We start from the raw sequence: 18,823 nt of genomic DNA, 5'->3' as shown, positions 1-18,823 counted from the left end.
CGGATACAGGGGGTACGGCAATGAGTTATGGGACCGTTTCGGACGAGCAGCCGGTCGTCAGGCTTCAGCAGGTGACGAAAGTGATCGGTACTCGGACGATTATAGACGGCTTGACGCTCGACATTCCGAGAGCGGAAGTATTGGGATTTCTGGGGCCGAACGGCTCCGGCAAGACGACGACGATCCGGATGATGGTCGGCTTGATGCGCATGACCAAGGGCGACGTGCTCATCGGCGGACACAGCGTCCGCACCGAATTCGAGCAGGCGATCCGGCATGTCGGCGCGATCGTCGAGAATCCGGAAATGTACAAATATTTGACCGGTTATCAAAATCTGCTTCACTTCTCCCGGATGGTGCCCGGCATCACGAGCCAGCGGATTGACGAGGTCGTCCAGCTGGTCGGGCTGAAGGAACGCATCCACGACAAGGTAAAGACCTACTCGCTCGGCATGCGCCAGCGACTTGGGGTGGCGCAGGCCATCATGCATAAGCCGTCGCTGCTCATTCTGGACGAGCCGACGAACGGGCTCGATCCCGCGGGCATTCGCGAGCTGCGCGATTACTTGCGCAAGCTGGCCAAGGACGAGGGCATCGCCGTATTCGTCTCCAGCCATTTGCTCAGCGAGATGGAGCTGATGTGCGACCGCGTCGCCATCATCCAAGGCGGCAAGCTGATCGACGTCAGGACGGTTCAGAGCAGCGCGCAGCTGGCCGAGACCAGCGGTCCCGTCGTATTCGAAGTGGACCGGCCGGACGAAGCCGTGGAGTTGCTGGCGAAGCATGAAGCGGCCAGGGTGGAAGAAGGGGCGCTCGTTCGCGCGGACCGGGACACGGTCGCGCTGATCAACGCGGAGCTTGTCGGAGCGGGCATTAAAGTGTACGGCATCCGCATCCTGAACAAATCGCTCGAGGATCAATTCCTGGAGATGACGGGAGGTGGGCAGCTTGTATAACTTCCTGCAGCTGGTCCGCAACGAGAATATGAAGATTTACCGGCGCATCGGCACTTGGATCATGTTCGGCATCATCCTGCTGATCGTCGTCGGCGTGAGCATCCTGTCCAAAGCGTTCGACGAGGGCGGAGGCTCCATGTGGACGGTCATGAACAACATCGAATCGTTCACGTACCTGCTGATCACGATTTTCACCGTCGTCGTCTCCGCCGAAAGCGTGGCGGGCGAATTCTCCTCCGGCACGATCAAGCTGCTGCTGATCAGGCCGTGGAGCCGCTCCAAGATTCTGCTGTCCAAATACATCGCGCTGCTGATCTTCGCGATTCTGTTGTCGCTCCTGATGCTGCTGAGCTCGTTCGTGCTGAACTTGATCCTGTTCGGCTACGGCGACGCGAAGACGGCGAACGATGCGCTCGGCGTCGCCAACAGCTCCGGACCGTTCAGCTACATGCTGCAGGTGTACGTGCTGGATTACCTCGGGCTGATCATGATCGTGACGCTGAGCTTCATGCTCTCGACGCTGTTCCGCAGCGGGGGGCTGGCCATCGGCCTGTCGATGTTCATTTATTTCTTCGGCTTGATCGCGAGCGGCCTGCTCTCCATGCTGGACTACAAGTGGGTCGACTACCTGCTGTTCCTGCACTTGAACCTGAAGGAGTACTTGGGCAGCAAGGAGATCGCGCACGGCATGACGATGGGCTTCTCGCTCGCGGTGCTGGCCGTCTATTATATCGTGTTCGTCGGCATTACCTGGTTGGTCTTCAACAAGCGGGACGTCGCGACGTAATTGCCCGGATACCCTGAAAAAGGGAGCGCAGCCGTCTATTCCGACCGGCTGTCGCTCCCTTTCTTCGTTTTATTAACCGGCTTGCCGGGATTTTTCCTTGGCGGCGTTCTCCTTAGCCTGCTGATGCGGATGCTGCGGCGGATCGCCCTCCTGCAGATGGCGAGGTTTGGACTCCGTTTGTCGTTCCATGCGACAATTGCCGTTGTAAATCCCCCCGTCTTGAATGAGAATCGCATGCGCGAGGACGTTGCCGTGCAGCTGCCCGGAAGCCGTGATCGTCAAGCGGCCTTTCACGTTGATATCGCCGAAGACCTTGCCCGCCACGGTCAAATCGTTCGCCGCGATGGCGGCCCGGGCGATGCCGTATTCGCCGACGATGACATCGCCCTTGCATTCGATCTCGCCCCGGAATTCCCCTTCGATCCGTATGCCGGCATCGCTGATCAGCTTGCCTTCCACGTGCGTCCCTTGTCCGATGGACGTTTCGGCGCAATCGCTTCGTTTGGATTCTTTGAACATCCGTCGATTCATCCTCCTTCCTTCGGTGGTAACGTGCTATTAGCTATTTATTCCCGGGCGAATGGAAACATGCCTTCAAAAGATGTATATGCCCTGCTGGGAGAGTTAAAGCTAGACAGACGGCCTCGGCGAGCCGATGGGGGAGGAACGCAATGATTTGGGCATTGGCCGTACTGATCGTGTTTATCTTTCAAATCGCGACGATTCTCGTCCTGGAATTCCGCCGTCCTTCCAAAACCGTAGCCTGGCTGGTCATTCTGTTCGTGCTGCCGATCATCGGATTCGTCATGTACTATTTCCTGGCGCAGGAATACAGACGCCGCAGAACGATGCGCCGAAGAGGCGTCGTCACGAAGGAAACGATGCTGCAGGCGCTGCTGCGCTGCAAGCTCGTGAACCGGCTGGAAGATATGCGCGGCGACGCGTTCAAGCATCAGGAACGCCTGTACCACACGCTGCAAAGCATGGCATACTCGCCGATCACGAGCTGCAACGAGACGACCGTGCTGACGAACGGCGAGGCGACGTACGCGGCGATATTGGAGGCGGTCGAGGGGGCGCGGCATCATGTGCATGTCGAATTTTACACGATCCGGGACGACGTCATCGGGCGGAAGCTGAAGGACGCGCTTATCCGGAAAGCGCGGGCCGGCGTGGAGGTTCGGGTGATCTACGACGGCCTCGGCAGCCTGGAGCTGCACGCGTCCTATATTCGCGAGCTGGAGCAGGCAGGCATCGAGACGAGATGCTTCCTGCCGGCGCGGCTCGCGTTCTTCAACAAGCGGATGAATTTTCGCAACCACCGCAAAATCGTCGTCGTCGACGGATTGGTCGGCTTCGTCGGAGGCATCAATATCGGCGACGAATACCTCGGCGGCAATCCGAAGCTGGGCTTCTGGCGGGATACGCATCTGCGGGTGCGCGGGGATTCGGTCTATTTTCTGCAGGAGGTATTCATGCAGGATTGGTGGTTTACCTCGCGGAAGCGGCTGACGAACCCGGCGTATCTGCCGGTGCACGATTGTACGGGACGGGAGCAAGTGCAGATCGTGGCGAGCGGACCGAACAACAAGGATGCGGCTATCCTGGAATCCGTGTTCGCCGCCGTATCCGTCGCCAAATCGCGGATCTACATCACGACGCCGTATTTCATTCCGGATCCCAGCGTGCTGATGGCGCTGCGCACCGCGGCCATAAGCGGGGTCGACGTCCGCCTCATCATTCCGTACGTGGCCGATACGAAGCTCGTCTTGTTCGCGTCGCTCTCGTACGTGGAAGAGATGCTGTCGGCCGGCGTGCGGGTTTATCGCTACCATGACGGATTCGTGCACGCGAAGGTGATGATCGTCGACGAGCTGCTCGCCTCGGTCGGAACGGCGAACATGGACATGCGGAGCTTTTTCAGCAATTTCGAGATCAACGCGCTGCTTTTCGATACGAAGGCGATCAAGCGGTTGGAGGACGACTTCGTGCGGGATTTAGCGTCGTGCGAGGAAGTGAACCGGTCGCATTTCCAGAAGCGGCCCGCCTGGCAGAAGGCCGGAGAGATTGCCGCGAGAATGCTTTCGCCGCTCCTGTGAGGGAGCGGCTTTTTGGTTTGCTGCGATAGGCGATGCAAAAACAAGGGGATGCGGGTTCGGTTCATGACTGCGGGGAATCGGCGAATCGGGTCAGGCGTTTTGCAGCGAGCGGCGGTCCAATCCGATGATGGGGGCGATCGGGTTGGCGCGTCCGTTGATCAGATCGCGCAGCAAGATGGCGCCCAACATGCTGTAGACGGTGCCGTTGCCGCCGTAGCCGAGGCAGTAATAGACTCGCGGCCACTGGGGGTCCTCCCCGATGAAGGGCAGATTATCCCGCGACACCGCGAATGTTGCGTTCCACTCGTATTCCGGCTGCACGCGGAAAGAGGGAAAAAGTTCCTTGACGCGTTCGGCGAGCTTGTCCGCGAACTTTTCCCGCGCGCTGCGTCCCGCAAGCGGATGACCGTTCGGCTCGTCGTAGCCGCCGGCAATGATGCGCCCGTCATTCGCGAGACGCGTATAGAAGTACGGCCTGGCGGTTTCCCAGATCAAGTAATGGCCGTGCCAGGGCGTCAGATCCGGCTGCGGCTCCGTGACGATAACGCTTGTCCGGTTCATCTCCGAGCGGATGAGCTGACCGCGCAGTTCTTCCGGCTCGTAGCCGACCGCGTAGACGACGTGGCGGGCCGAGACGGTTGCGCCCGCCGCGGTGCGCAGCACATGAAGGCCTTGCTCGTCCGTCTCATGGCCGGATATGTCCGTGTGCTCGTATACCGACAGACCGAACTTGGCGGCGGCGTCGTCGACGACGGCATGCACGAAGCGATACGGGTTGACCTGCGCATCGCCGTGGGTGACGATGGCGCCCGGCTTGCGGAACGGGAAGTGACTGCCGATCCGATCCGGCTCCCAATATTCCACGTCGAAGCCGTTGGCGTGCAAATTCGCGTATTCCTCTTTCAGCTTCGGCACGTCTTGCTCCGAGCTGGCGTAATAGAGGCTGCTTCTGCGCTTGAACTCCGTATCGACGGTGAGTTTGCAGGCGATGCGCTCGAGCTCCTTCACGGCCGTCTCGCAGGCTTTGTAGAACATGACCGCCTGCCCTTCGCCGATCTGGCCGATGAGGTCCGTCAGCATGACGTCGTTGCAGAATTGCAGCAGGCCCGTGTTCGCGAGCGAGCTGCCGCCCGCCACTTTCTCCCGTTCGAGGAGTAGGGTCCGCAGCCCGCTTTGGGCAAGAATGTAGCTGCAGATCGCGCCGGACATCCCGCCGCCGATAACGGCGACATCGGCCTGGGCGGATTCCTGCAGCGACGGATAAGTTTTGCTGTGCGGCAGGGTTTCCTGCCAGTATAAGCGACCTTCGTGTAGATCCTTCATCTCATCATGCCTCCCGCGGCTATTATGCCCGTTTCCGGTCATAAAAAAGAGGGGCTGCCCCCTCTTTTTGCGCCATGCGCCGATTTATTCTTGAATAGGATCGGGCACGAGACCTTCTTCCTGCAATTGGCTGTTCGTCTTCATGTCCTTCATGTCATGGCCGAGGCGTTTCAAGTCCTGCATGTCCTGAACCATGGAGCCGTTTTTCGCGTTCTCGATCGGCTCGGACTTTCTGCCCGCCTGCCCGGCTGACGACGCCTTCGGCAGTTCGTTCGGCAAAGGGTTCAATGCGCTCACGGTCGACAACTCCTTTCGGATACGGCTTATGCTTACATACACGCGCGGCGCAAGTTTGAAACAAAGCGGGTTGGATCCGGGCTCGGACGGACAAGTAAAGGCTTTCGAGCCGAGCGGGCGGAGACCGATGAGGACCGGGCTGAATTCGCTAGGCCGGCCTGCGGAGGGACGATAGGAGAAACGGGTACTTTCGTGGTAAAATAAGTTTTTGAAATCATGCGCGCAGCAGCTTGGAAATGGCAGGGGATACTGGATGAAAATGATCAATGACACACCGTCCGCGGCGGACGTGCTGGGCGTTCCGCTCGTGCGGACGACGCGGGGCGGCGCGGTCGAAAACGTGCACGGCGGCCATGCCGCGGTCGTCTCGGCGAACGGGGAAATCCTCGCGGAAGCGGGAGATGCTTCCATCTGGACGTATATGCGCTCGACGGCCAAGCCGGTCCAGGCGCTGCCGGCCGTACTCGGCGGCGTCGCGGAGGCTTACGGCTTGGGCGACGATATGATCGCGCTGATGTGCGCTTCGCATCAGGGAACGCCGGCGCACATCGTCGTACTGGAGCGCATGCTGGCGCTGACGGGCGTGGAGGAAGAGCAGCTCGCATTCGGCCCGCAGCTGCCCGCGAACGCGGAAGCCCGCGACGAGGCGATCCGGCGCGGAGGGCAGCCGCGCAAGCTGTATCATGTGTGCGCGGGCAAGCATATCGGCATGCTCGCGCTGTGCAGGCTGCGCGGCTGGCCGATGGACACGTACGCGGAGCGGGAGCACCCGCTGCAGCAGGAGCTGCTGCGGACGGTCGCCGCGCTCGCGGAGCTGGAGCCGGAAGCCGTCGGCTGCGCCATCGACGGCTGCGGCCTGCCCGTCTTCGCGCTGCCGTTATGGCGGCTCGCGCTCATCTACGCGCGCTTCGCCGCGTGGGATGCCGCCGCCGGCCCCGGCGGTATCGCCGGCGCATCGCCCGCCGCGGCATCGCCGGCGGGCAGCGCCTACGCCGCGGCGGCGGGACGCATCGCCGCCGCCATGCGCAGCCACCCGGCCCTCGTCGAGGGGCCGGGCCGGCTGGCGAGCCTCATGCTCGGCGACGGGAACGTCGTCGCCAAGAGCGGCGCGCAGGGCGTCTTCGTCTTCGCCCTGCGCCGGGAAGGCATCGCCGGCGTCGTCAAGCTCGCCGACGGCGGGGAAACGCCTTGGCCGGAAGCCGTGTGCGGGATACTCGAGCAGATGGGCCTCGGCGAGGAAATCATTGCCGGCATCCGGCTGCAAATGCCGCCGGAGATGCGCAACGATGCCGGCCAGATCGTCGGCCGCCGCGAACCGTGCTTTCAATTGCGGATGAATGCCCGCGATTAGCGGCATTCGCTGCCCGATAGTCCCTCCGAATTCGCTGCCTTCCGGGCCGCGGTCCGGAGGGCTTTTTTCGTTTGTCCGGTGCCGCCCGAGGCCTTCGATCGGGAACGGCCGGAACCGCACCCCGCGTTTCAAGCTCTCCGCTGACGGTGTATAAGCCAAGTAAGCAAGTGCAGGAGCAACACAAAATACAAGCAAACGAAAGGGTGACGGTTATGTTGGGTTACGCGGTTCTGTTCTTCATCATTGCAGTGGTGGCGGGGATTCTGGGCTTCTTCACGCTAGCTTCGGCCGCTGCGGGGATTGCGAAGATTTTGTTCGTCGTATTCATCATTTTGTTCATCCTGTCGTTCTTCTTCGGCAGAAGACGGGTTTAAATCGGCTGCAACGGAGAGACAATGAAGAGAAGCGAAAAAGGCAAGCTCTTACCGGCGCGAACCGGACATTGCGGCAGTCGCGGCATGGACGGACTTCACGCCGGCGCCGCCGACGGCAAAGCTCCTAACGGAGCAGCCTTGTTCCGGCGAACATATGAGTAGAAGCGCTATCGATAGCCTTCGGAGACGCCGATGTCTCCGAAGGCTATCTTTGCGTTCGCTCCTTCGCTTCCCAGGCGCAGCTTAAGCCATCGCCTCGACAGTATGCCGCTCAGGCTTCCGCATATGATGTCTTCAGCGTCTATCGGTACGCCGCCCAGGCCTCCGCGGGCAATGTCTTCAGCGTTTATCGGTACGCCGCCCGGCCTCCGCAGACAACGTCTTCATCGCTTTGCGGTACAGTGATCAACGATCCGCAGACAATGCATGCCTTTGGCTTTCCATACACTACTTTAGCTCCCCCCGCCTACAACGCCTTCATCGCTTCCCGGTACGCCGTCGGCGACTGGCCGTAGAAGCGGCGGAACTGCTTGGAGAAGTAAAGCGGGTCCTGGAAGCCGACGGACGCCGCGATCTGCTCCACGGTCAGCTCCAGCCGCTCGCGCAGCAGCAGATGCGCCTTGTCGATCCGCAGCTTGAGCAGGAAGGTGACGGGCGTCACGCCGGTCTGCCGTTTGAACAGCCGGGACAAATACGCGCGATTGTAGCCGAGCGAATCCGCCATGTTTTCGATGGAGATCGGTTCGGCGTATTGCGTGGACAGATACCGCAGCACCTGCTGCGTCAGCGCCTCGCCCTCGTCGCCGCGCTGCTGAGCCGCCGCGTCGGCTTCCGTCAGCGCCGACGCGTATTCCGCGAACAGCAGCTGCAGATAGCCGGCGGCGCGAAGATGGGCGGAGCGGTCGTTATGGCGAAAAGCGCGCATAATATGATGGAACAGCACCGCGATGCGCGGATTGCCCCCCGTATCGAGCAGCGGCGAGGCGGGCTCGAGTCCGGTTTCCGCGACGATCGCCTTCGCCGGCCCGCCTTGGAAGGCGATCCAGCGGTAGCGCCAAGGATCCCCTTCGCTGGACTCGTAGCTGATCAGCTGCTCGGGATGGATCAGGAACGTATGCCCGGCGCGCAGCTCATGCCGGATGCCCGCGCAGACGAAGCTGCCGGAACCGGACAGCACGTGATGCATCAGATAAAAGTCATACACCTTGGGCCCGATCAGATGGCCCGGCTTCGTTTGGCTTTCGCCGGCGAAGAGGACGTATAAATCACCATGCGAGTCGGGCACGGGATTGGACAAGACCGTATAGCTCGTTGGCAGCTCCATGATAAGGAAACCCCTTCATTTACAAATCATCCATCTGATATTCATTGTAGCATACGGCAGCCCGGCTGCTCGAGATCAGGTCACAAAATTCCATCCTATGCTCACATCGTACCATTTCGCTCGGCCTTGTCTTCGACTATACTGATTTTAGCAAGCGAAGCAAAATACGGCCTCGGGCCATGCTCGTTCACACACGGATGGCAAAGGCGACTAATTCCATGGAAAGCGGTGCGGCATAATGGCGAACCTGCAAGAACTGAATCAACGATTTCTGAACGTATATGGCGATTCCTCCGAATCGATCGGGGTCTTTCACGCCCCGGGCCGCGTCAATCTGATCGGCGAGCACACGGATTACAACGGCGGTTACGTCTTCCCGGCGGCGCTGACCTTCGGCACGACGCTGCTGATCCGCAAGCGCGGCGACCTTCAACTCGGCCTTGCCTCGACGAACTTCGCGGAGCACAAGCATCTGCCGATCGCCCCGATCGTCTACGACGAGGCGGACGATTGGATGAACTATCCGAAGGGCATCGTCCACGAGCTCGAAAGCCGCGGCGTCGTATTCGGCAGCGGGTACGACCTGCTGTTCCACGGCGAGATCCCGAACGGTTCCGGCCTCTCGTCCTCGGCGTCGATCGAAGTCGTCACGGCTTACGGACTGCTGACCATGGAAGGGCTCGAGACCGATACGGTCCAAATCGCGCTCCTGTCGCAAAAATCCGAGAATGAATTCAACGGCGTGCAATGCGGCATCATGGACCAGTTCGCGGTGGCCAACGGCAAGAAGGACCATGCGATCCTGCTGATGTGCGACACGCTGGAATACGACCTGGTGCCGTTCAACTCCGGCGATTATCGGCTCGTAATCGGCAATACGAACAAACGCCGCGGCTTGGTGGATTCGAAGTACAACGAGCGCCGCAGCCAATGCGAGCAGGCGGTCCAAGATTTGAAGGCGGCGTTTCCGAATCTCACGCTGCTTGGGCAGCTGTCGCTGGACGATTTCAACGCGAACAAGGAGCTGATCAAAGACGACGTCGTGCGCGCCCGCGCCGAGCATGTCGTGGAAGAGATCGACCGCGTGCTCCAATCCATGAAAGTGCTCAAGACGAACGACCTCGCCGCATTCGGCCGACTGATGAACGCGTCCCACGACTCGCTCCGCGATTTGTACGAAGTGACGGGCGACGAGCTGGACGCGATGGTGGCGGCCGCGCGAACCGTCGACGGCGTGCTCGGCTCCCGCATGACGGGCGCGGGCTTCGGCGGCTGCACGGTGTCCTTGGTCCATAAGGACAGCATCGAGACGTTCAAGGCCGAGGTCGGCCGCACATATACGGAAGCGACGGGCTTGGTTCCGGACTTCTATATCTGCGCGATCGGCAACGGCGTGGAACGCTTGGTTTAAAAGGTTCAGGGGAATTCTTATGAAAGACGATTAGGCTTGGATGGAACGAATCGGCCCGCATCGCGGCGATTCGGCTTTGAATAGAGAAGGGAGAGAAATCAACATGGCAGTATTGGTAACGGGTGGCGCGGGCTACATCGGCTCGCATGCGGTAGCGGCGCTTATCGAACGGGGCGAGGATATCGTCGTCGTCGACAACCTGCAGCAGGGACACCGGGAAGCGGTGCTTGGCGGCAAACTGTACGTCGGCGATCTGCGCGACGCCGATTTCCTCGATTCGGTATTCGGCGAGAACAGCATCGACGCGGTGATCCACTTCGCGGCGAATTCGCTGGTCGGCGAGAGCATGAAGGACCCCGGCAAATACTATCACAACAACGTCTACGGCACGCTTTGCCTGCTGGAGCGCATGAACGCGCACGGCGTGAAGCGGATCGTCTTCTCGTCCACGGCGGCGACTTACGGCGAGCCCGAGAACATTCCGATTCACGAGGACGACCGCACGCTGCCGACCAACACGTACGGCGAAACGAAGCTCGCGATGGAGAAAATGATGAAGTGGTACGACGTCGCGTACGGCGTCAAGTACGTCTCGCTCCGCTATTTCAACGCTGCCGGCGCCCACGCCGGCGGAAGGATCGGCGAGGACCACAGCCCCGAGACGCATCTGGTGCCGCTCGTGCTCCAGACCGCGCTCGGACAGCGCGCGCACATCTCGGTCTTCGGCGATGATTATCCGACGGAGGACGGCACCTGCATCCGCGACTACATCCATGTGAGCGATCTGGCGGACGCGCACGTGCTGGCCGTCGACCGGCTGCGCGGCGGCGGAGACAGCGCGGTCTACAACCTCGGCAACGGAACCGGCTTCTCCGTGAAGCAGGTCATCGACATCGCTCGCCAAGTGACGGGCCGCGAGATTCCGGCGATCGTCGAGGCGCGCCGCGCCGGCGACCCGGCGGTGCTCGTCGCTTCCTCCGACCGCGTTCGCAAAGAACTCGGCTGGAACCCGACGCGCAACAAGCTGGAGGACATCATCGGCAGCGCATGGGCTTGGCATCAAGCGAACCCGAACGGCTATAACGGGCAATAACGCTTCGGAAGCATAGACTCCCCGCAGCGGGAAGGAGCAATGACAGAACATGACGGAACAACGGATACCCGGCACGAACGACGTGCTGTTACTGATCGAGCGGTTGGTGCAATTCGCGGCGCAGCGCGGCATGATCGAGCCGCCGCTGGACGTGTACGCCTCCCGCAACGCGCTTATCGACCTGTTCGGATTGACCGAAGCGTACGCCGGCGAAGTGCCGGAGGAGCGGCTGGAGAGTCCTGCTTCGCTGCTGGAGCCGCTGCTGGATTACGGCGCCTCCATCGGGCTTATCCCCGACGATACGATGACGTTCCGCGACCTGCTGGATGCCCGCATCATGGGGCTCTTGATGCCGCGTCCGTCCGAGACGGCCGCGCGGTTCCGCCGCACGGCGGAACGCGATGGCATCGCCAAAGCGACCGACGAATTCTACCGGCTCAGCATCGACTCGAATTACATTCGCATGGATCGCATCCTGAAGAACCAGTACTGGGAACAGCCGACGGCGTACGGCAAGCTGGAGATCACGATCAACCTCTCCAAGCCGGAGAAGGACCCGCGCGAGATCGCGCTGCTGAAGACGATGGGGCCGAGCAACTATCCGAAATGCCTGCTTTGCGCGGACAACGTCGGGTATGCCGGACGCGCCGATCATCCCGCGCGCCAGAACCTGCGCGTCGTGCCGTTGGAACTTCAAGGCGAAGCCTGGTATTTCCAATACTCGCCTTACGTGTACTACAACGAGCACAGCATCGTGTTCCACGGCAAGCATGTGCCGATGCGCATCACGCACGGCACGTTCGCGCGCCTGCTCGATTTCGTCGATGCGTTCCCGCATTATTTCATCGGTTCCAACGCGGACCTGCCGATCGTAGGCGGCTCGATCCTGAACCATGACCACTTCCAGGCCGGCCGCCATGTGTTTCCGATGGAAACGGCTGCCGTCGAGCATTCCTTCGTTCGGCCTTTGGCCGACGGCTTGACGTACGGCATCGTCGCCTGGCCGATGAGCGTCGTGCGGGTGAACGGCAACGACAAGGCGGCCGTATTGAAGGCCGCGGGCGACATTCTCGATGCATGGCGCGATTACAGCGACCCCGAAGCCGATATTTACGCCTTCTCGGAGAAGGACGGCGCACAGGTGCCGCACAACACGATTACGCCGATCGCACGACTGCGCGACGACGGCCGCTACGAGCTGGATCTCGTGCTCCGGAACAACCGTACGAGCGCGGAGCATCCGGACGGCATTTTTCACCCGCACCAGCATTTGCATCACATCAAGAAAGAAAATATCGGCTTGATCGAAGTCATGGGGCTTGCCGTCTTGCCGGGCCGGCTCAAGACCGAGCTCGAGCAAATTGCGGACCTGCTGACGGGCGGGACGGCGTTCGGCGCGGCCGCCCTGCAGGGCGGTCCGCTCGGCAAGCATGCCGCCTGGATCGACGCGATGATCGCGGAGCATGGCGCGAAGCTGTCGCCGGATCAGGCGGAAGTCCTCCTGCGCGACGAGGTCGGACGCAAGTTCCTCGAGGTGCTGAAGGATGCCGGCGTTTACAAGCGGACGGAAGCCGGACAAGAAGCGTTCGCGCGGTTCCTGGTCTCGCTCGGACTGGAAGCGCAGCGGTAAATCGAATGGTTGCAAGCGATGGTTTCGGAGCCTGGGGGCTTCGAAACCATTTTTTTCGGCGGGATTCATCTTGTCGTTCTTCCCCCTCTTCGGCGGCCCGAATTCGGAAAGCCCGTTTTATATGGCATTAACGTTTCTCTGCTATGCTGATCCATGGAAGACAATATCGCGAATGCGGCCGACGGGAGCGGATAGAGATGAGAATTGCGGTAATCGGAACGGGCTATGTGGGACTTGTATCGGGGGCTTGCTTCGCGGAGCTTCATAACGAGGTCGTCTGCGTCGACAAGGACGCGTCCAAAATCACCGTTCTGTCGCGCGGCGAGATCCCGATTTACGAGCCGGGACTGCAGGAGCTTGTCGTACGCAATACGGAAGCGGGAAGACTGGCGTTTACATCCGACATTCAGTCGGCCGTCCGGCAGTCGGAGGTCATTATCCTCGCCGTGGGAACGCCGTCCCTGCCCAGCGGGGAAGCGAATCTGAAAATCATCGAACAAGCTGCGCGCGAAATCGCGGCCGCGATGAACGGATACAAGCTGATCATGGTCAAGAGCACCGTGCCGGTCGGCACGAATCACCGGCTCCAAACGCTGGTCGCTTCCGTGACGAAGTTCCCGTTCGAGCTCGTCTCCGTGCCCGAATTTCTGCGCGAAGGTTCGGCGGTCGGCGATACGTTCCATCCGGACCGCATCGTCGTCGGCGCGGACCGGAGCGAGGCCGCGGAAATGGCGGTAGCGCTCCATCGTCCGTTGACCGATCATATTTTCGTGACGGATATCCGCAGCGCCGAGATGATCAAGTATGCGTCCAACGCCTTTCTGGCGACGAAAATTTCCTTCATCAACGAGATCGCGAACATCTGCGAGAAGGTCGGCGCGGACGTGACGAAGGTCGCGGAAGGCATGGGTTACGATCGGCGGATCGGCCATTCCTTCCTGCGGGCCGGCATCGGGTACGGCGGTTCGTGCTTTCCGAAGGACACGCAGGCGCTCATTCAAATCGCCGGCAACGTCGATTACGAGTTCAAGCTGCTGAAGTCCGTGGTCGACGTGAACCGGGATCAGCGATTCAGCGTCGTTCATAAGCTGCAGCGCATTTTCGGGGAGCTGGAGGGGCGGACGATCGCGGTCTGGGGATTGGCCTTCAAGCCGAATACGGACGATGTGCGGGATACGCCGGCGCTGGATATCGTGCAGGCGCTCGTCGGGCTGGGAGCGAATGTCCGCGCCTGCGATCCGGTCGCGCTGCCGAACTTCAGAAACAGCTTCGACCACGGGCGGATCGCCTGGTGCGAGGATGCATTGGAGGCGGCTGACGGCGCAGACGCCGTATGCCTGCTGACGGAATGGCCGGAATTCGCCGGCGTGGATCTGCAGCAGCTCCGGCAAAGGATGAGCAGGCCGGTGCTCATCGACGGACGCAATCTGTTCTCCGCTGAGCGGTTGGAGCATGCCGGCTTCATCTACAGCTCGATCGGCCGCCCTGCGCTTAACCGTGGAACGGCGGGGCAGGCGGACGACAAGCCGGCGTGAACGTGTAACCGCAACATACGCTGTGTCATGCCGAATTCGCGAGAATCGGAAAAAATATATCCTCGTTTCCTCGTAAAGGTTGTTCGAAGCCGCGACGCTTCGGACAACCTTTTATGATTTCTCAATATATTTCGCTTTTACGACAAAAGAACTGGAATATTTTTATAATAAAAAAAGGAAAAATGAATGTTATGGCGAAAATAAATGCAGAAGCGTAATTTCCAGATCCGGAGGGACAATATCGATGCCGCAGCCAATCTTACCGATTGACGAGTTTCTTGCCTTATCGACCGATGAGCAAGTGGAGAAATTAAAGCAGTGGAAAATGGACTACACGCTGAAGGATATTCGCGACGCGTGGGGGTTCAAGCATTCCGCCCAGTATTATATGCTTCTGAAGAAGCTTCGCATTTACGAGCGCGTCGTGAACAAATCGGATAAATTTTCGCCGGAGCAGCTTCTGGCATCGCGCAATACCGCCGATGCTTATGCGGTGGGCGCTTACGCGGCCGGGGGGCGCCTGGCTCCCGAGGATCAGTTCGGTTACGAGCTGAACGTGACGCTGAGCGGGCCGGAGCTCGCGGAGAAGCTCGAACGGCTCGCGTATTTCCTGAAAGGCGAGAACAAGACGGTGAACGTCAAGCTGTCGATTTCCGCCTCGGGCGCTTCCACTGCAGGAGAAGGCGAGGAAGGCATTGAATCCTAGCTCCGCGGCGAAGGTTTGACCTTACTGGAATTTTCAGTAAAATAGTGGAAAAAAATAAAACCGGACGCGCTGCTCGCGTCCGGTTTTAAATTGTAATACTATGTCGGTAAATGGCATTAATTGTAATTATGTGGAAACTATTTTGTTTCGCGCAGCTGCCCGAGCTCCGACACGATCGCCTCGACTTCGCTGATGCTGAATTTGTCCTTGCCCGCCACGATCTCGTAGACATCCCGCAGGTCCTCGTATTTATCGAGACTGAAGTTCGATGCTTGCATAGCGGCTCCGGAGGCCATGCGGAGCTTGGTTTTGATGGCTTCGATCATGAAGGCGACGTTTTCCGCGTTCGGTTCTGCCAAATTTTGCATTCTATCTCTCCTTTCCCAATGAACGGACTGATTGATCGTATTGTAGCATGCCGAGCGGATGGCCGCTACTCCGGCCGCGGGCGGAAGGCGCTCGATTTGAAGCGGCATGGGGATTTCGGTACAATGAGGACAGTTGGAACGGAGAGGAAGCATGAAGCATGGGTAATCGGGCCAAAGCCCGCAGGGGACGCTCGGAAGATCCAGTGTTGCGTCAGCGCGTCGCGATCGACGGAGCGGCCGCTTTTCTGCGAAAAGCGGCCGCCGTTCAGCCGGACCGCAGCCGCGTGGCGTTCTTGTGCATCGGAACGGATTGCTCCACCGGCGATTCGTTCGGACCGCTCGTCGGCACGCTATTGGCGCAAGCCGGCTGGCTCCACGTCATCGGCACGCTGGAGGAGCCTTGCGACGCGGACCGGTACGACGCGATGCGCTCGGTCGTTCCGGAAGGCTGCATGACGATTGCGGTCGATGCCTGTTTGGGTAAGAAGGAAGAAGAACCGGGCTATATCGTCGGCGAAGGACCGTTGTTTCCGGGACAAGCGGTCGGGAAGAGGCTGGCGCCCGCGGGGCATTACAGCATCGCCGGCATTGTCGGACCGAAGAGCGTGAAGCCGTATTGGACGATTCAGCATGCCTCGCTGCGCGAAGTCTTGAGCATGGCCCGCGCCTTGGCGAGCGCCGTTCAAGCCGCTTGGGATCAGCCCGAGGTGCGATCCATGCGGCTGGAATCCATACATTCGCTGCACCCATTACAGCTTTCAAGGGAAAGGTAAATTCCTCATGACCACGGATCAACGTTCTATCGCAAACCTGTCGTTCGCGGCGCCGGGCGGACCGACGATCGCTTATTACGACTCGGCTCCCTCCGCGGAGGGGACCGGCAAAACGATCGTACTGCTGCACGGTTTCTGCGGCAGCTCGGCTTATTGGGAAGCGGTGCTGCCGCAGCTCCAAGAGGCGGGGCGGGTCATCGTGCCCGACCTTCGCGGCCACGGCCGGAGCTCCGCGCCGCGGCAATCCGTCTACGCGATGGAGGATTTCGCGTCGGATCTCGAGCAGCTGCTGGCGCATTTGAACGCCGGTGCAGTTTGGCTATTCGGCCATTCGCTCGGCGGTTACGTATCGCTGGCTTTTGCCGAACGGAACCCGGACAAGCTGGCCGCTTTCGCCCTCGTGCACTCGACGGCGAAGCCGGACGGCGACGAGGCGAGGGGCAATCGGGACAAAGCCGCGCAGGCGCTGCGCTCGGAAGGGATCGATCCTTTCGTGGCGGGCTTGGTCCCCAAACTGTTCGCGCCGGCGCACCGGGAATCGATGGCCGGCCGGGTCGATCGCATGATCGACGTCGGCCGCGGCACGGACGCGGAAGGCGCGGCGGCGACCGCGCTCGGCATGAAGGCGCGTCCCGACCGTACCGGCGTGCTGGAAGGACTCGCGGTTCCATGCCTGCTCGTCGCGGGCTCGGAAGACGGCGTCATTCCGCCGGCCAACACGTTTACGACGGACGGCCCGCAAGTGACGCAAGCGCTGCTTGAAGGCTGCGGCCATATGAGCATGACGGAGGAGCCGGATAAGCTGGCCGCCGCGATGCTCGCTTTTTTGGGAAGAGGCGAGGCTTAGGACCGGCAGCTGCCGGAATGGGGGGAATGGCGTTTGTTTCAGAGGGATTTCTTTATGCGCATGATCGAGCAGATGGGCGAGGCGGCGGGCGTGATCATGGGCCTGCGCCAGCAGCGCAAGCACGAAGAAGCGCTGCTCGTCATCGACGATTTATTGGATCGCCGGTTTCGCATGAACGGCAAATTGATCCGCCAGCTCTCCGATGCCGACCTCGTTCGGATGATGACGACGAACGGCGTCGTGGAAACGGCGAATTTGAGCGGAGTCGCGTTATTAATGAAAGAAGAGGCCGCGATTCTGAACGAGCTCGGCCGGACGGATCAGAGCTATCCGATCCAGCTGAAGGCCTTCCACCTGTTCATGCGCCTCGCGCTGCTGGATGCGCCGGCGCTGCTGCGGACCCCGTCGGAGGAAGCCGCCGATTTGGCGCAGCAGCTGGACGGCTACGAGCTGCCCCGCGCGACGAAGCTGCTCATGTGGGAATGGTACGAGGGCGACAAACGGTACGACGATGCCGAGAACATCCTGCACGAGCTGCTGGAGGACGGCATGGTCGACCGGGAGGAAGCCGAGGAATTTTACCGCCGGCTGCTTCTGCTGCCGGACGAATCGCTCGAGGCGGGCGGTTTGCCGCGGGACGAAGTGCTCGAAGGTCTGACGCGAATCAAGCAGGACAATGAAGCGGTTTAGGAGCTGAAGGACAGAAGATGGAAAGCAAGGAACAATGGCAGCGCGACGTCGAGCTATGGGTAGCGGAAGGAAGGCTGAAGGGGGCGACGTTCAGCCAGCTGCGCCGCAAGGACGGCGGCATCCCTTCCAAGACGGTCGTTCGTCCGGTCGAACTCAAAGGCGCGCTTCACTACCAATTTCAATATTACAAGGACAATAAAGTGACGCACGAGAACGTTCCGCAGGCCGAGGCGGCGGACCGGATGGCCGTTTGGCTGATTCAGCACTACCGTCAGGCGCTGATCCGTTCGGACGACGCCGACATGCAGGTGTTGTTCAACAAGAAAGGCAAAGCGGCGGTGCTCAGCAAACCGTCCGCGCTTGCTCCCGAGGCCAAGGGCGAGGCGCTCGCGCATAACCGGCAGAAGCAGCGGGTCGTGCAAGAAGGCGAGGCGGCGCCGTTTCTGGTCGAGCTCGGCATCATGACGAAGGACGGCCAGGTCATCGCGAAGAAGCGGGACAAGTTTCGCCAGATCAACCGGTTTCTCGAAATGGTGACGGACGTGCTGCCGCATTTGCCGGCCGACCGGGAGATTACGATCGTCGATTTCGGCTGCGGCAAGTCCTACCTGACCTTCGCGCTCTATCATCTGCTTGCGGTCAAGCAGGGGCGTCGGATATCCGTCGTCGGTTTGGATTTGAAAGCGGACGTGATCGCGTTCTGCACGGAGCTCGCCGAGAAGCTCGGCTACGACCGGCTGCGTTTTCAAGTGGGAGATATCGCCGACTACAAGGACCAATCCGAAGTGGATATGGTCGTGACGCTGCATGCCTGCGATACGGCTACGGATGCCGCGCTCGCCAAAGCGGTGGAGTGGGGCGCTTCCGTTATATTGTCCGTGCCCTGCTGCCAGCACGAGCTGTTCAAGCAGATCGCGAACGAGACGATGAAGCCGCTGCTCTCGCACGGGTTGCTGAGGGAACGGTTCACCGCCCTCGCGACGGACGCGATTCGCGCGCAGCTGTTGGAGGTACTGGGTTATCGCACGCAGCTGCTGGAATTCATCGATCCGGAGCATACGCCCAAAAACATGCTGATCCGCGCCGTCAAAGCCGCGGGCGGCAAAAGCGATGCCGACGCAAAATGGCAGGAATACGTAGCATTCCGCAGCATGCTGCAGGTGTCGCCTTATTTGGAGCGCGCCCTGGAAGAGCGGCTCCGGCAAGCCATCGGGGATGTCAAATAAGATAACAACTCATGTTGTCGAATATCTGAGCAG

The 18,823-nt window shown here is 60.5% G+C and carries 19 protein-coding genes; 14 read left to right on the top strand and 5 right to left on the bottom strand.

The features are described 5' to 3' along the window. Positions 1 to 20: 20 nt before the first annotated feature. Entirely contained in the window at positions 21 to 956 is a 936-nt protein-coding gene (locus tag AC50YL_RS14750) for an ABC transporter ATP-binding protein (RefSeq protein ID WP_494832958.1), read from the top strand. Next, positions 949 to 1,743 (top strand): ABC transporter permease, encoded by a 795-nt coding sequence (locus AC50YL_RS14745; protein ID WP_494832957.1) that lies wholly within the window; start codon positions 949 to 951, stop codon positions 1,741 to 1,743. The genes AC50YL_RS14750 and AC50YL_RS14745 overlap by 8 nt, the downstream gene beginning before the upstream one ends. Before the next feature lie 72 nt (positions 1,744 to 1,815). Here the strand turns inward: AC50YL_RS14745 and AC50YL_RS14740 are convergent, their stop codons facing one another. Then, positions 1,816 to 2,262, bottom strand: a complete 447-nt coding sequence (locus tag AC50YL_RS14740; RefSeq protein ID WP_494832956.1) for a bactofilin family protein — start codon at positions 2,260 to 2,262, stop codon at positions 1,816 to 1,818. A 152-nt stretch (positions 2,263 to 2,414) separates the two neighbouring features. Here AC50YL_RS14740 and cls point away from each other — a divergent pair, with 152 nt between their 5' ends. Continuing rightward, positions 2,415 to 3,842: a cardiolipin synthase gene (gene cls, locus AC50YL_RS14735; protein ID WP_494832955.1), complete on the top strand. Its 1,428-nt coding sequence runs from the start codon at positions 2,415 to 2,417 to the stop codon at positions 3,840 to 3,842. Between the two features lie 90 nt (positions 3,843 to 3,932). On the opposite strand, the gene AC50YL_RS14730 is transcribed toward cls, so the two are convergent. Further along, a complete protein-coding gene (locus AC50YL_RS14730; protein WP_494832954.1) occupies positions 3,933 to 5,165 on the bottom strand; it encodes an NAD(P)/FAD-dependent oxidoreductase in 1,233 nt (410 codons plus the stop codon). An 84-nt stretch (positions 5,166 to 5,249) separates the two neighbouring features. Next, positions 5,250 to 5,462: a hypothetical protein gene (locus AC50YL_RS14725; protein ID WP_494832953.1), complete on the bottom strand. Its 213-nt coding sequence runs from the start codon at positions 5,460 to 5,462 to the stop codon at positions 5,250 to 5,252. A 253-nt stretch (positions 5,463 to 5,715) separates the two neighbouring features. Here AC50YL_RS14725 and AC50YL_RS14720 point away from each other — a divergent pair, with 253 nt between their 5' ends. Together AC50YL_RS14720 and AC50YL_RS14715 are read left to right on the top strand one after the other, a co-directional pair. Further along, the gene (locus tag AC50YL_RS14720; protein WP_494832952.1) at positions 5,716 to 6,813 is read left to right on the top strand and encodes an asparaginase; all 1,098 of its coding nucleotides are present in this window, start codon (positions 5,716 to 5,718) and stop codon (positions 6,811 to 6,813) included. Between the two features lie 212 nt (positions 6,814 to 7,025). Further along, the gene (locus tag AC50YL_RS14715) at positions 7,026 to 7,187 is read left to right on the top strand and encodes a DUF1328 domain-containing protein (RefSeq protein ID WP_494832951.1); all 162 of its coding nucleotides are present in this window, start codon (positions 7,026 to 7,028) and stop codon (positions 7,185 to 7,187) included. Between the two features lie 466 nt (positions 7,188 to 7,653). On the opposite strand, the gene AC50YL_RS14710 is transcribed toward AC50YL_RS14715, so the two are convergent. Beyond that, positions 7,654 to 8,511 carry an AraC family transcriptional regulator gene (locus AC50YL_RS14710; RefSeq protein ID WP_494832950.1) on the bottom strand — a complete coding sequence of 286 codons (858 nt, stop codon included), beginning with the start codon at positions 8,509 to 8,511 and terminating at the stop codon, positions 7,654 to 7,656. Positions 8,512 to 8,749: 238 nt separating this feature from the next. On the opposite strand from AC50YL_RS14710, the gene AC50YL_RS14705 reads away from it, so the two are divergent. From AC50YL_RS14705 to AC50YL_RS14685, 5 genes are all read left to right on the top strand, one after another. Beyond that, positions 8,750 to 9,922 carry a galactokinase gene (locus AC50YL_RS14705; RefSeq protein ID WP_494832949.1) on the top strand — a complete coding sequence of 391 codons (1,173 nt, stop codon included), beginning with the start codon at positions 8,750 to 8,752 and terminating at the stop codon, positions 9,920 to 9,922. Positions 9,923 to 10,025: 103 nt separating this feature from the next. Further along, positions 10,026 to 11,015, top strand: a complete 990-nt coding sequence (gene galE, locus AC50YL_RS14700) for a UDP-glucose 4-epimerase GalE (protein ID WP_494832948.1) — start codon at positions 10,026 to 10,028, stop codon at positions 11,013 to 11,015. 49 nt (positions 11,016 to 11,064) lie between these two features. Further along, positions 11,065 to 12,645: a UDP-glucose--hexose-1-phosphate uridylyltransferase gene (locus AC50YL_RS14695; protein ID WP_494832947.1), complete on the top strand. Its 1,581-nt coding sequence runs from the start codon at positions 11,065 to 11,067 to the stop codon at positions 12,643 to 12,645. Positions 12,646 to 12,842: 197 nt separating this feature from the next. Then, positions 12,843 to 14,180, top strand: a complete 1,338-nt coding sequence (locus tag AC50YL_RS14690) for a UDP-glucose dehydrogenase family protein (RefSeq protein ID WP_494832946.1) — start codon at positions 12,843 to 12,845, stop codon at positions 14,178 to 14,180. A gap of 244 nt (positions 14,181 to 14,424) precedes the next feature. Further along, positions 14,425 to 14,886 carry a hypothetical protein gene (locus tag AC50YL_RS14685; RefSeq protein ID WP_494832945.1) on the top strand — a complete coding sequence of 154 codons (462 nt, stop codon included), beginning with the start codon at positions 14,425 to 14,427 and terminating at the stop codon, positions 14,884 to 14,886. 137 nt (positions 14,887 to 15,023) lie between these two features. On the opposite strand, the gene AC50YL_RS14680 is transcribed toward AC50YL_RS14685, so the two are convergent. Beyond that, positions 15,024 to 15,254: a DUF1128 domain-containing protein gene (locus tag AC50YL_RS14680; protein ID WP_494832944.1), complete on the bottom strand. Its 231-nt coding sequence runs from the start codon at positions 15,252 to 15,254 to the stop codon at positions 15,024 to 15,026. A 158-nt stretch (positions 15,255 to 15,412) separates the two neighbouring features. On the opposite strand from AC50YL_RS14680, the gene yyaC reads away from it, so the two are divergent. From yyaC to AC50YL_RS14660, 4 genes are read left to right on the top strand one after another with little or no spacing between them, the layout of a single operon-like run. Then, positions 15,413 to 16,027, top strand: coding sequence for a spore protease YyaC (gene yyaC, locus AC50YL_RS14675; RefSeq protein WP_494832943.1), 615 nt, complete (start codon positions 15,413 to 15,415; stop codon positions 16,025 to 16,027). A gap of 7 nt (positions 16,028 to 16,034) precedes the next feature. Further along, the gene (locus AC50YL_RS14670) at positions 16,035 to 16,874 is read left to right on the top strand and encodes an alpha/beta fold hydrolase (protein ID WP_494832942.1); all 840 of its coding nucleotides are present in this window, start codon (positions 16,035 to 16,037) and stop codon (positions 16,872 to 16,874) included. A gap of 33 nt (positions 16,875 to 16,907) precedes the next feature. Further along, entirely contained in the window at positions 16,908 to 17,564 is a 657-nt protein-coding gene (locus AC50YL_RS14665) for a DUF6483 family protein (RefSeq protein ID WP_494832941.1), read from the top strand. 17 nt (positions 17,565 to 17,581) lie between these two features. Continuing rightward, the gene (locus AC50YL_RS14660; protein ID WP_494832940.1) at positions 17,582 to 18,790 is read left to right on the top strand and encodes a class I SAM-dependent methyltransferase; all 1,209 of its coding nucleotides are present in this window, start codon (positions 17,582 to 17,584) and stop codon (positions 18,788 to 18,790) included. The last annotated feature ends 33 nt before the right edge of the window (positions 18,791 to 18,823 follow it).

The organism is Paenibacillus sp. J22P277, assembly GCF_059383675.1.
This window is presented reverse-complemented; position numbering and strand designations above follow the sequence as displayed.

What these genes read in the sequence shown, in the direction of transcription:
- AC50YL_RS14710 (WP_494832950.1), bottom strand. Translation starts at nt 8,511, where the DNA reads ATGGAGCTGCCAACGAGCTATACGGTCTTGTCCAATCCCGTGCCCGAC.
- AC50YL_RS14670 (WP_494832942.1), top strand. Translation starts at nt 16,035, where the DNA reads ATGACCACGGATCAACGTTCTATCGCAAACCTGTCGTTCGCGGCGCCG.
- AC50YL_RS14695 (WP_494832947.1), top strand. Translation starts at nt 11,065, where the DNA reads ATGACGGAACAACGGATACCCGGCACGAACGACGTGCTGTTACTGATC.
- cls (WP_494832955.1), top strand. Translation starts at nt 2,415, where the DNA reads ATGATTTGGGCATTGGCCGTACTGATCGTGTTTATCTTTCAAATCGCG.
- AC50YL_RS14705 (WP_494832949.1), top strand. Translation starts at nt 8,750, where the DNA reads ATGGCGAACCTGCAAGAACTGAATCAACGATTTCTGAACGTATATGGC.
- AC50YL_RS14660 (WP_494832940.1), top strand. Translation starts at nt 17,582, where the DNA reads ATGGAAAGCAAGGAACAATGGCAGCGCGACGTCGAGCTATGGGTAGCG.
- AC50YL_RS14715 (WP_494832951.1), top strand. Translation starts at nt 7,026, where the DNA reads ATGTTGGGTTACGCGGTTCTGTTCTTCATCATTGCAGTGGTGGCGGGG.
- AC50YL_RS14740 (WP_494832956.1), bottom strand. Translation starts at nt 2,262, where the DNA reads ATGTTCAAAGAATCCAAACGAAGCGATTGCGCCGAAACGTCCATCGGA.
- AC50YL_RS14680 (WP_494832944.1), bottom strand. Translation starts at nt 15,254, where the DNA reads ATGCAAAATTTGGCAGAACCGAACGCGGAAAACGTCGCCTTCATGATC.
- yyaC (WP_494832943.1), top strand. Translation starts at nt 15,413, where the DNA reads ATGGGTAATCGGGCCAAAGCCCGCAGGGGACGCTCGGAAGATCCAGTG.
- galE (WP_494832948.1), top strand. Translation starts at nt 10,026, where the DNA reads ATGGCAGTATTGGTAACGGGTGGCGCGGGCTACATCGGCTCGCATGCG.
- AC50YL_RS14685 (WP_494832945.1), top strand. Translation starts at nt 14,425, where the DNA reads ATGCCGCAGCCAATCTTACCGATTGACGAGTTTCTTGCCTTATCGACC.
- AC50YL_RS14750 (WP_494832958.1), top strand. Translation starts at nt 21, where the DNA reads ATGAGTTATGGGACCGTTTCGGACGAGCAGCCGGTCGTCAGGCTTCAG.
- AC50YL_RS14720 (WP_494832952.1), top strand. Translation starts at nt 5,716, where the DNA reads ATGAAAATGATCAATGACACACCGTCCGCGGCGGACGTGCTGGGCGTT.
- AC50YL_RS14690 (WP_494832946.1), top strand. Translation starts at nt 12,843, where the DNA reads ATGAGAATTGCGGTAATCGGAACGGGCTATGTGGGACTTGTATCGGGG.
- AC50YL_RS14730 (WP_494832954.1), bottom strand. Translation starts at nt 5,165, where the DNA reads ATGAAGGATCTACACGAAGGTCGCTTATACTGGCAGGAAACCCTGCCG.